This is a genomic window from Staphylococcus durrellii, assembly GCF_015594545.1.
Classification (GTDB): Bacteria; Bacillota; Bacilli; order Staphylococcales; family Staphylococcaceae; genus Staphylococcus; species Staphylococcus durrellii.
Genome location: NZ_JADIIO010000001.1, coordinates 2,427,915 through 2,440,545 on the forward strand (window position 1 = coordinate 2,427,915; position 12,631 = coordinate 2,440,545).

General features: G+C 31.6%; 11 protein-coding genes. 8 read left to right on the top strand and 3 right to left on the bottom strand.

Going from position 1 to position 12,631, the window contains the following annotated elements; translation table 11 throughout:
- Positions 1-79: 79 nt before the first annotated feature.
- Complete coding sequence (locus tag ISP02_RS11790) at positions 80-169, bottom strand: type I toxin-antitoxin system Fst family toxin (protein ID WP_195721879.1); 90 nt, start codon at positions 167-169, stop codon at positions 80-82.
- Between the two features lie 79 nt (positions 170-248).
- A complete protein-coding gene (locus ISP02_RS11795) occupies positions 249-590 on the bottom strand; it encodes a winged helix-turn-helix transcriptional regulator (protein ID WP_235980511.1) in 342 nt (113 codons plus the stop codon).
- A gap of 113 nt (positions 591-703) precedes the next feature.
- Here ISP02_RS11795 and aldA point away from each other — a divergent pair, with 113 nt between their 5' ends.
- Positions 704-2,128 carry an aldehyde dehydrogenase gene (aldA, locus tag ISP02_RS11800; RefSeq protein WP_195721729.1) on the top strand — a complete coding sequence of 475 codons (1,425 nt, stop codon included), beginning with the start codon at positions 704-706 and terminating at the stop codon, positions 2,126-2,128.
- An 18-nt stretch (positions 2,129-2,146) separates the two neighbouring features.
- The gene (locus ISP02_RS11805; RefSeq protein ID WP_195721730.1) at positions 2,147-3,064 is read left to right on the top strand and encodes an AEC family transporter; all 918 of its coding nucleotides are present in this window, start codon (positions 2,147-2,149) and stop codon (positions 3,062-3,064) included.
- Positions 3,065-3,481: 417 nt separating this feature from the next.
- Here the strand turns inward: ISP02_RS11805 and ISP02_RS11810 are convergent, their stop codons facing one another.
- Positions 3,482-4,219, bottom strand: a complete 738-nt coding sequence (locus ISP02_RS11810; RefSeq protein WP_195721731.1) for an SDR family oxidoreductase — start codon at positions 4,217-4,219, stop codon at positions 3,482-3,484.
- A 286-nt stretch (positions 4,220-4,505) separates the two neighbouring features.
- On the opposite strand from ISP02_RS11810, the gene ISP02_RS11815 reads away from it, so the two are divergent.
- From ISP02_RS11815 to ISP02_RS11840, 6 genes are all read left to right on the top strand, one after another.
- Positions 4,506-5,606: a glycerol dehydrogenase gene (locus ISP02_RS11815; RefSeq protein WP_195721732.1), complete on the top strand. Its 1,101-nt coding sequence runs from the start codon at positions 4,506-4,508 to the stop codon at positions 5,604-5,606.
- A 528-nt stretch (positions 5,607-6,134) separates the two neighbouring features.
- On the top strand, positions 6,135-6,512 hold the full coding sequence (locus ISP02_RS11820) for a CidA/LrgA family protein (RefSeq protein ID WP_195721880.1): 378 nt from the start codon (positions 6,135-6,137) through the stop codon (positions 6,510-6,512).
- Positions 6,509-7,195 (top strand): LrgB family protein, encoded by a 687-nt coding sequence (locus tag ISP02_RS11825; protein WP_195721733.1) that lies wholly within the window; start codon positions 6,509-6,511, stop codon positions 7,193-7,195. The genes ISP02_RS11820 and ISP02_RS11825 overlap by 4 nt, the downstream gene beginning before the upstream one ends.
- A gap of 448 nt (positions 7,196-7,643) precedes the next feature.
- The gene (locus tag ISP02_RS11830; protein WP_195721734.1) at positions 7,644-8,513 is read left to right on the top strand and encodes an SDR family oxidoreductase; all 870 of its coding nucleotides are present in this window, start codon (positions 7,644-7,646) and stop codon (positions 8,511-8,513) included.
- Positions 8,514-8,995: 482 nt separating this feature from the next.
- Positions 8,996-9,592: a poly-gamma-glutamate hydrolase family protein gene (locus ISP02_RS11835; protein WP_208455799.1), complete on the top strand. Its 597-nt coding sequence runs from the start codon at positions 8,996-8,998 to the stop codon at positions 9,590-9,592.
- 472 nt (positions 9,593-10,064) lie between these two features.
- Positions 10,065-12,575 carry a YfhO family protein gene (locus ISP02_RS11840; RefSeq protein ID WP_235980512.1) on the top strand — a complete coding sequence of 837 codons (2,511 nt, stop codon included), beginning with the start codon at positions 10,065-10,067 and terminating at the stop codon, positions 12,573-12,575.
- Positions 12,576-12,631 lie beyond the last annotated feature (56 nt).

Genomic DNA, 12,631 nt, shown 5'->3' on the forward strand with positions numbered 1-12,631 from the left:
AATTTATAAGCATATATGCACCAACCCCCTCACTATTGCGAGTAGTCAGGGGGTTTTTGATGCGACTTAACGTCGCCTGCTATTTATTATTAGGTGTACTACTAAGCCAGTTATTAAAATATGCAACTGCACAGTCGCTAACGACTGGCGCAATGATGTGAACGGAGATATAAGCATATCATTCCGTCGAAAATACCGCTTCTAAGCTACTTTTTACATCTTCTCTTACGCTCACATCTCCCATTATATTATGCCTCGTTTTCTTCATAATTATACAAGTGTATTCCCCATTTATATAATTCTTCTACCAATGGTTGTAAAGATTTTCCTAATTCAGTGAGTTTATAATCTACTTTGGGTGGCATAACTGGGTGAATGGTACGTGTAACAAGTCTATCCTTTTCCAATTCTTTTAGTTGGTTGATTAACACACGTTGATGTGCGTTGGGGATAGCTTTTTCAATTTGATTTAAGCGAAGCGGTTCTTCTCTTAATAATTCCCATACAATCATAAGTTTCCACTTTCCACCAATAATATTTAATGCAAGTTCCTTTTCACAATTAAAACTTTGGTTTTTAAATTCTATCAATTTATTCAATCCTCTCATAATTAACACTGTTAAATTAAACAGTATGTCAATTTTTACGCTGTATTTACTTAATATTACGTAAGGACTATATTATAACAAAAGGAGGTCATTATATGAATAAATTATTTATAAATGGTCAATTTGTAAAAAGCAATTCTACAAATCAATTAGCAGTCATTAATCCAGTTACAGAAGAAATCATTGATACAGTTACATTAGCAAACGAACATGATACTAAAAATGCAATTAAAGGTGCTAAAGAAGCACAGTTAAAATGGGAACAAGTAAATATTGTAAAAAGGGCAAAAATTGTTCAAGGCTTAGCTGAGCAATTAGAAAAAAATAAGAATGACTTAGCTGAAATTTACGTTGAAGAACAAGGTAAGCCACTGTATGCAGCCATAGGTGAAATAGAAAAATCTATTGAATATATTAACTATATGTCCAGTTTAGCTAGAAAAAATAACGGAGAAGTTTTACAAAGCGAAGTGGAAAACGAGACAATTATATTAACTAAAAAACCGGTAGGTACGACTGCTGGTATAATTCCTTGGAACGCACCTATTTTTGTACTAATAAGAAAATTAATTCCAGCTTTGGTTACAGGTTGCTCCATTGTTATTAAACCAAGTGAAGAAACACCATTTGGTGCATTTAAGATTGCTGAATATATCCAAGAAACAACAATACCTAATGGTTTAGTCCAAATCATAACAGGCACTGGATCAGAAGTAGGTAACTTATTATCACAAAATGAAGACATCGACCTAATCTCAATCACAGGAAGCACTGGTGCAGGCAAATCAGTTATGGAAAGCGCAGCACATAATGTAAAAGGCGTAAACTTAGAACTTGGTGGTAAAGCTCCTGCGATTGTTACAAAAAATGCTGATATTGAAAAAGCAGCTAGTTATATTGTACAAGCAAGAATTAATAATAGTGGGCAAGTGTGTACATGTCCTGAGCGTATCTATGTAGCTAAAGATATCTTTGATGAATTTGTAACAGCTGTTAAAAATAAAATGAATCATATCCAGCCTGGAGATCCATATGATGAAACAACAACAATGGGCCCTATTATAAATCAAAAACAACTAGAATCTATAAATGAAAAAGTACAAAATGCAGTCCGAGAAGGTGCCACAATAGAATTAGGCGGGCACATAATGAACAGACAAGGTTTCTTCTATGAACCAACAATTTTAACCAACCTTTCAAAAGATTCTATAGTTATGAAAGAAGAAATTTTTGGTCCTGTACTTCCTATCGTAAGTTTTGAAGACTTTGAAGAAGTATTAGATGAAGCAAATACTTCCGACTATGGACTTTCTTCTTATATATTTACAGAAAGTCTAAAAGAAGCCATGTTAGCCAGTGAAAGACTAAAATTTGGCGAAGTTTACGTTAACTGTGAAGCTGAAGAAGCTATTGTTGGCTATCATGCGGGCTGGCGTCAATCAGGACTTGGTGGTGCAGATGGCGTAAATGGTTTTGACGAATATTTAAATACAACTGTAACTTATATTCGTTATGAGTAAATTAGGTTATTTATTAATATGATAACAACAGTTATAGACCAATGTTTAATATTATTACTATTCCTAATTGTTGGTTTTGTATGCACTAGAAAGATTTGGATTCATAAAAATCATATGAGCAGTCTATCGAATTTATTAACGAATATTGTCTTACCTTCAGCTATATTATCTAGTTTTAATGTTAATGTAGCTGATTATGATTTAAACTTCTTTGTTACAATCATTTTTATCAGTTTATTCTTAGTAGCTTTCCCCTTTTTCCTTTCTAAGTTGCTTGTTTCCTTCACGCACATGGAAATAGCACTGAAAAAGGTATGGGTTGGCTGTTGTACGTATTCAAATATACTATTTATAGGGATACCTATCATTGGGACACTATACGGTGAAAAAGGCTTATTTATCCTAGTTATTTATAATACAATATCAAATTTATTTTTATTTACATTGGGTATTAAATTATATAAAAACAATGTCAACTTTAAATCTATTGGATTATCATTATTGAGTCCTGCGCTTTTAGCTTCTTTTCTAGGAATACTATTACTGATATTAGACATTTCACTTCCTAAGACATTAGCTACTGCACTAAAGGAATTAGGTAATATGACCGCACCTTTATCTATGATTATTACCGGTGCTTTATTTGGATTAATCAATATCAAGAAATTTATAGTCTCTAAAAATATCTATCTCTTTTGTTTTGTACGTCTTATCGTGATACCTGGGCTTGTATTTGTAATCTTAAATTCATTTATAACAGATAAATTGATTTTAGGCGTCATAGTTCTTTCAGCAGGTATGCCTGCTGGTGCTACCAATACATCTTTAGCAACTATATATTCTGATAAAGGGCCTGAAACTTCTCAATATGTCGTTATGTCTTCGATATTATGCATCATAACATTACCAATATTAATGTATATATTGACGTTGTAATTTTACTACTTTGCGTTCCTCTCTATTATGATGTAATAAAGTAATTAACAAATATGTCGTGCATATATGCATTAAACCCTCTCACTACTTATATAGTGAGAGGGTTTTTGATGTGATAATATGGCTATTGTTAACTAACACAATAAGAAACTAAATACGATAAAACCTATTTAATTTAAATAAAGATATAAATTTGTAAATTGCTCTTCTTCGTTATATTTAACTACAATATCAATAATATTTTTATCCGTTCTCTCAATTTAGTCTTATTTCAATTCTTCAACAATATTAGTAACACTAAAATCACTAATATCGCCTTTGATTTTATTATCGTAATGCCTTAGTAAACCGAATGTTTCAACTTTTATAATTAGCTATAATTTTAAAAAAGATTTTCCGTGATTTATCATCTCTCAATTATAGATTTTGACTACTAGGACGAATTATAAATTCATTTACAGATGATTCCTCGGGTTCGTTAATTGCATAATTAATAGCTCTTGCAATAGCATCTGGTTTAATCGCATCTTTATATACTTCATCTATACCTTGTTTCATTTCCTTATCGCTAATATGATCTGTCAACTCAGTATCAATAGCGCCTGGAGAAAGGATTGTTGTTCTAATATTTGAACCCACCGAAGCTTCTTCTTGTCTTAATCCTTCAGTTATCGCTCTAACTGCATATTTGGTACCACTATAAACAGCACTACCTGGAAAAACAACATGTCCTGCTACAGAAGCTAAATTAATAATGTGCCCTGATTTTTGTTCTCTCATATAAGGCAATACTGCACCGATGCCGTATAGTACACCTTTAATATTAACATCAATCATTTGATTCCATTCATCTTGCTTATTCTTTTCTAAAAAAGATTGAGGCATAAGACCAGCATTATTAATTAAAACATCTACACGTCCAAAATCATTATACGCTGTTTCAATTAACGCATTTACTTCATCTGGCTTCGTTACATCAGTTTTTTGAATGCTTACATTGTTGCCTATTTTTTGTTGTATTTTTTCTAATCGATCTACACGTCTTGCTCCTAAAACAAGCTTTGCCCCATTGTCAGATAGCAAACTTGCTGTTTCCTCGCCAATGCCACTAGACGCACCAGTTATAACGACTACTTTATCTTTTACATTATTCATTATTTTGCCTCCTTCGTTACTACAATTGTATATTCACCATACTATCGTTATCAAAACATCGTTGATATTCTCAAACTAATTTCGACTGAAGTAAAAGCTTATTTATAAATAATAAGAAAAATACTCACATCACGAATACGACTTTCTCAACAAACAAAGAAATTAAATCATTCGAATAAATAAAATTTTTTGAGTATAACTTTTCATATTTACAAAGATTTATGATTTATACCTAAAAATATAGGGGATAAAATAAGTGTATATTAAATAACAAGGAGGAGTTCTTATGTCAAGATACATTTTTCAATCGCCAAGTAGATATATACAAGGAAAAGGAGTAATAAACAGTTTAGCTGATGAGGTTGATAAATTAGGTGACGCACCCTTGATTATTTCAGATAGTTTTGTTTGGTCACTAACAAATAAAGACATAAATGAGAGTTTTAAATCTAGCGAAATTAGTTACAAATACGAAGAATTTAATGGAGAAGCCTCTGAAAATGAAATAGCAAGACTTAGCCAAATAGCTAAAAACAATAACATAAATGTAATTGTGGGCGTTGGAGGAGGAAAGACATTAGATACGGCAAAAGCAATTTCTGATGATCTTAATTCTCCTGTTATTATTGTCCCAACAACTGCTTCTACAGATGCCCCTACAAGTGCTTTATCAGTTATTTATTCAGATGAAGGTGTTTTTACTGGTTATAGATTTTACTATAAAAACCCAAATGTAGTATTAGCAGATTCACAAATTATAGTCCAAGCACCAGTTAAATTGTTTGCAGCGGGCATAAGTGATGCTTTAGCTACTTTAGTAGAAGTTAAAGCAACTTTAAATCGTAGAGGAAAAACTATGGTAGATGGAAAACCAACACTAGCTTCTTTAGCCATTGCTGAAAAAGCAGAAGAAACTATATTTAAATATGGTAAAAGCGCCTATTTTGCTGCAGCACAAGGTATTGTAACACCTCAAGTGGAATCTATTATCGAAGCAAACACTTTACTTTCAGGTCTTGGTTTTGAAAATGGGGGCCTTGCTGCAGCTCACGCAATACACAATGGGTTTACAGCTTTATCAGGAGATATTCATAAACTTGGACACGGCGAAAAAGTGGCATATGGAACTCTGGTTCAAATGGTTTTAGAAAATAGACCTTATGAAGAGATTAAAAAATATCTTGATTTTTATAAATTCTTAGAAATGCCAACAAATTTAAATGATATGCATTTACAAGATGCTTCTTTTGAGGATTTAATAAAAGTAGGAGAATTAGCAAAAGATCCTAATGACACTTTCTCTAATTTAAGTGACGAATTTACTGCTGAAGACGTAGCGCAAGCTATACTAGCAGTGAATGAATTAAGTGAAGGCAAAACTGAATAAGTTGGTCGTTATTTAAACTATGTATATATTTATTCTTATTTTGCATTTCCCCTCACTACTGCGAGTAGTGAGGGGATTTTTCGGTGTGGATAGTCGCCTACTATTCGGGACTGAAGCTAAATACTATAAAAATTTTTTTATAACGATTGCCTTCTGAATATACATACAGTAACCTCGTTTTAATTACAGTTATTCTCTCTCTTGTGTTTAGTTATACGATTAGCTAAGTCGCTTAGAAGATACAGAAAGCAGCTATTAAAAATAAGACTATAAATAACAACGCATAAAACATTAAAAAGTTTATAACTGTATATATTTCTACCTCCATGTATTTGCTATAAACAGAGTAACGTACTTGTTAAATTAACGGTTATTACTACTCAATTTATTTCCTGAGAAATAGATAGAAGTTAAAAAATTTTGAAATTTCTAATCACCAATCCACTACACTACTTTAATGTTTGCTATCATTAGTAATAAATGACACATGGTAGCGCACGTTTTGTAGGAGGCTTGTTTATGAAATATATACATAAAGCGCTGATAATTTTGTTACAACTCATACTCATCATTGTTATTACATATATAGGTAATATCATACAAAAGGTATTACATATTCCTATAGCGAGTAGTATCGTTGGATTAATTTTATTCTTTTTACTGTTACAATTTAAAATCATTCCTGTTCGTTTAGTTGAAGATGCAGCTAGTTTCTTACTTTCGACAATGATATTTTTCTTCGTACCTTCAGTCGTAGGGGCTATGAATATTGGCTCTAGTATAAATATAAAATTTGTGGCTTTCATAATTGTTATCGTTGTTGGTACTTGTTGTATCGCCCTAGTTTCTGGCTATATCGCAGAAAAGATGATTGCAAAAACTGATGATGGAGATGAAAATAAATGATACTCTTGAAAACAATATTAATGATTATATTAACGATTATAGTTTTCTTTTTATCAACGAAACTACAAGCTCGTTTTAAAAATCCATTACTTAATCCAGCTTTAGTAACGGCTTTAGTAATCATTATTGTGCTACTATTATTTGGCCAAAATTATAATGACTATATGCTTGGCGGTAAATGGATAAACTATTTACTTAGTTGTTCTGTCGTAAGTTTAGCTTTACCACTATATCAACATCGTCATAAAATTATGAAAAACGCGCCGGTTATATTTACTAGTGTATTTACGGCTGTAGTCATTAACTTTTTTATCGTTTTTGGTGCATTAAAATTATTAGGTTTTTCTAAAATTACTATAATTACAATGTTGCCAAGATCCATAACTGCTGCCGTTGGTATTCAAGTTTCTCAACAACTTGGCGGTAATGAAACGTTAACTGTATTATTTATTATGGCTACTGGCTTATTAGGCAGCATCATCGGTGAATATTTAATAAGTATCGCTAAATTTAAATCTTCTATTGCTAGAGGATTATCATATGGAAACGCAGCTCACGGATTTGGCACAGCTAAAGCATTAGAATATGACTTTGAATCTGGAGCATATAGTTCAATTGGCATGATATTAACTGCTATTCTAAGTTCAATCATTATCCCTTTATTTATCTTATTGTTGTATTAAGTTGCCTCATTATTTTTAATGTTCTAGACTTAAAACACACGCTAAAGTTGTTATTTTCAAACGTCTAATTCATAACATACATATTAAGCGAATAATTCTTTTACCATGATTTTGATAAAAGAATTATTCGCTTAATTTATGCACTTCAAACCTCTAGGTTAGGCTCCCGTCTTAATAACCTCACTCATCCCGACGTCTTAAAACATTGCTTTGTCAAAGTAATATTCGTTTGCCTGACTCGATAAAAACATCATAATTATTAAATATTACAAAATCTTATCGTTTAAATATAATTTTAACGGTAATAACATTAATATGACAAAATCACTATTTTGTTAATTGCACAGTTAAATATTTATGTTAATTTTTCAGATAAACAAATGACAATATATTTCTCAACTTATTAATAGAATCATGTAATTAAATAACAATTCAAGGAGGAACGTCCATGAATTTATTAGATTTTCATAAAGAAATTAAAGGATACACTCAAGATAGACAACCTGGTATTGAGAAAGATATGAAACCCAAACCTGTAACGGAATTAGATGACTATGCTGCCGGTGGCAAATTAAAAGGCAAAGTTGCTTTAGTTACAGGTGGCGATTCTGGTATTGGACGTGCCGTTGCAGTATTATTCGCTAAAGAAGGCGCTAACGTTGCCATTGGCTATTACGATGAACATCAAGATGCTAATAATGTTGTAGAACGCGTTGAATCATTTGGCGTAAAAGCAAAAGCATACTCCCATGATTTAAAAGAAGTAGCGGATTCACAACAATTAATTAAAGATGTTATAGCTGATTTCGGACAATTAAATATATTAGTAAATAATGGAGGCGTACAATTCCTACAAGATAACTTTACTGACATAACGCCTGAGCAAGTTAAAAAGACTTTCGAAACAAATATTTTCGGTATGATGTTTTTAACACAAGCTGCAGAACCACACCTTTCTAATGGAGATGCTATAGTCAACACTACGAGTGTCACAGCTTATCGTGGATCAGGACACTTAATTGACTATTCTGCTACAAAAGGAGCCATCGTTTCTTTCACTCGCTCAATCGCGACATCTTTAAATAATAAAGGTATTCGTGTAAATGCAGTCGCACCCGGTCCTATTTATACACCACTTATTCCGTCTACCTTTACCGCTGATAAAGTTGAAAATCAAGGTGCTGAAACACCGATGGGTCGCCGTGGCCAACCAGCTGAGCTAGCACCAGTATATGTGTTTTTAGCTAGCAATGCAGATAGTTCTTATATAACTGGCCAAGTAATTCATATTAATGGTGGCGATTATATTACTAGCTAAATGGAAAAGTTCATTTCAATATATGTGACAAACATTGCTAATACTGTTTGTCACTTTTTATTTTTAAATTAGACTATTTAACTTCAATTACTTGTATAAAATATTGTTAAATACAGCTAATGCTTATTTACACCCTTATCTAGAGCTATATTTTCATTAATAAAAAAGTGTTTTACTAATGAAAATTTATATTATTTTTAATAATTATGATTAAACTATCTATTTTTGTATATAATAATAGTAACAATATATTTTATTGAGCGTTGGTATTATATAATCCACGTTCTATTTTAAATTTATACAATATTAGGGAGGTAGGAGAGATGATTATCGAGTAAGTTTAAAAGTTAATAAAACTGGAGTGTTGAGTTATGAGAAAAGTTATATATCCAATTATATTTTGTGTAAGTCTTTTTTTTATTTTTTTACTGTTCTGCGGGATTTTCTGGTCACGTTGTTCATATGCCGACTGCTATAATTCAATGACAGATTTACAACAAGATACTGAAGAAGGTCACGACTGGAAAATACATACATATGATGAAAGTAATTCTACAATTATTGTAGCGCCACATGGTGGTGGTATTGAACCTGGAACTACCGAAATCGCCCGTAACATTGCTGATAAAAGTTCATCTGGCTTTTATTCATTTTCAGGTATACGTCCTAGTAATAATAGCCAATTACACGTAACTTCAACCAATTATGATGAACCTAAAGCTCAAGAAATGGTACAACAATCTCGTCACACAGTAACAATACATAAAACAAATAATTCAGCTAATGACGTTTACATAGGTGGTAGAGATGATCAATTAAAAAGTAACATTAAAGAAGCTCTACAAAATAAAGGTTTTAGCGTTACTACAGCCAGTCAAAACATCTCAGGAAACAGCATACATAATATTGCAAACCAAAATAAAAATAACGCCGGTGTGCAAATAGAGTTATCTAATCATTTTGTTCAACGCTTTTTTGAAAGCGGTAACGTTAACCGTACTTCAAGAGAAAACTCAAATAATTGGACAGATACTATGGATTCATTCACAAGTGCTGTTAGCAATGGACTAGAAAAATAACGCGCTATAATTTTCCTTTCGATAGCGCACTAGTACTTATCCTATACTCCCAGAACATAGCTAAACCAAATGCTATATAGCATTTGGTTTATTTTTATTCCTATATATGATGACGACGCCAACTAAACACCACCATTTAAAATCTAAGAATCTAGGAAGATAAACGCTTAGAATACACTAAAAACTTAAATTTTATCTAACCGTTAAAGAGGTCAACCCCTTTAAGGCGAGCTTTTTATTGTGTTTTAATGACAATCTTAAAATCGTATTACGAATTATTTATTTTAATGTCTCTCCCACTGATTTATAGTATCATTTTTAACGTTAGGCAAAATTTTCCTAACGCTAACATCACGATTCAGGAGGTATCTTAGACATTAAAAAATTTAAGCAATTCATCAAACAACTTTCGTTGGTTTTTATAATAAGCCTCATTATTACTGCTATTGTATTTGTTCCTTTTTTAATAAATATGTTAAAGAACGGTATTGTATTTAGTGGTAAAGGAGACGGTTTCACTCAATTAATACCTTTCCAAAAATATTTATATCATCAATATACACATTTCAAAAGTTTTTATGATGTAGCATTTGGCTTAGGTGGAGATTATTCTAAAGGTTTGTCTTATTATTACTCAACTTCACCTTTAATGATTTGTTACTTCTTCATTATTAGAGTTAGCTCACAAATCTTTCATTTCTCAACAGATAATATTAAATTTTGGGGCATCAGCCAGCTTATTATCGCCTATATTAGAGTGTTACTGACTACTATTACAAGTTATTACTTGTTTAAATATTTAAATCCTAAATATCTTTTCGCAATATTAGCTACATTGATGTATGCACTATCTACCGTGACTATATATTATAATTTCACTTGGTCATTTTATGGTGACGTCTTAATTTTATTGCCATTATCTATTTTAGGAATGGAACGCTTTTTCAGAGAAGGCAAAGTTGGACTTTTTATCATCGCTATAACATTAACGCTATTTTCAAATTTTTATTTTAGTTATTACGAATGTATTATTTTAGGGTTTTATTTTAGTTATCGTATTATATTTACATACCAACAGAATATCGTTAATCGTTTACAAAAGGTTTATTTATTAATTACCGCCGTTATCTTCAGTTTAATGACGGGTATTATAGGGTTTTATACAGGCGTATCGTCAGTTATGAGTAATGATAGGCAAATAAATCCTCATTTAAAGATGTCTATGTTGATAGATTTTCAAGAAAAATATCATATCTTTTCTAATGGATTCTATATTACGATTTCGCTTGTTACTTTTATCGCATTATGCGCGTTTAATTTGTATAAGTATTACTTTTACCGCTTGTTTGCGGTATTAACATGGATTCTACTCATTGGGTCATTGACGCCTTATTTTGATAGTTTCTTTAATGGTTTTTCATTACCTGCACGAAGATGGGTATATATTTTATGCTTAACATCAAGCATATTAATTGCTCTATTTATTCAACATTTGGCTGAAGTTTCCATAAAACAATATTTATATACTGCGTGTCCGTGTATATTAATCATGTTTTATATGTATTTTTCATACAATGGTCATATGTCATGGATGTGGATCACGCTAATCATCATGGTTTTAATGTTTATTGTCATTTGGCGTAACGCTTTATTCAATAAAAAGACAATTCAATTTGGTTTTATTGCGCTTATCTTTATTCAACAACTTGTAATGATAAAAAATTACCACGATACACATATGCATATTTACGAACGCACTTTACAATCTATGGATAAAGATAACTATCATAGCGCTAAGTTGCAAAAAAAATTCAACCAAATTCAACATTCGCAAGATCCATTTAGTAGAATAGATTACTTGTCGTTTTCAGCTTTAAATTCTCCAATTATTTATGGCTTTAAAGGCATTTCATTATACTCAAGTTTATTCGATGGTAGTATCTTAAAGTATTACGATAAAACGATGCAGATCACTCAACCTATCGATAAAAATAGTACCTATCGTTTATTAGGTAATCGTGCAAATTTGATGGCATTATGGGATGTACAAGACCGCTTCAAAAATCCAAACGACGACAATATTCCTTATGGTTTTAAAACATCTGAAGTCATTAAAGGAAAAGCACACAAATATCAACATTCTGTTAATCAAACGACATATCCAAGTGCGCATATAACTAATAAAGTATATGACAACAAATCACTGCAATCTCCCATTGAGCGAGAACATGCAATGTTAAAAGGCGTCGTATTAAACAATACGACATCTACAAATTCAAAAATCCAACATAATATCAATTATGCAAATGACATCAAAGAATCCACTAAAAAGGCACACTTGAACGAACAAAAGCATATGTTGACAGTTCATGAAAAAGACGGTGGAATTCATTACAAAGTGCCCCAAAATATAACTAAAAAGTATAAAGATTTATATTTTGAAGTGGAATTAGAGTTAAAGGCCCCAGATAAACGTCATAAAGTGCAATTAAATGACTTTACGCAAAAGAGAAACTCATTAAGTTATTCATATCGACGTGTCGTAAATCCAACGACAATACGCGTGAAAGCTAATAAAGATGTTAATTTAAAACTTTCTAAAGGACGTTATCGTTACAAATTAAAAGGGGTTTATGGTGAAAACTATGGAGCACTTAAAAAAGCATCCAAAGAAGTTAAAAAAGTGCACATTAAAAATAATAACCACGGATATACGATTACGAAAGACAAACAAGCGCATGGCTATTTAGTACTTCCTATACCTTATTCGGATGGCTTACAAGCAAAAGTGGACGGCAAAGAAACTAAAGTGCAGAAAGGAAACGGTATACAGACAATCATTCCTGTAAACAAAGGAGACCGTCATATAGCGTTGTGGTATACGCCACCGCATAGTAAATTATTAATTACAATCACGCTTATCGGAGTACTATCATCAATCGTCTATACATTCTATTTGCGTCGACGATTTAAAAACGACTAATATTAAACATAATAAAAAATGCTGGGTCCATCTTAACTGATGGACCCAGCATTTTT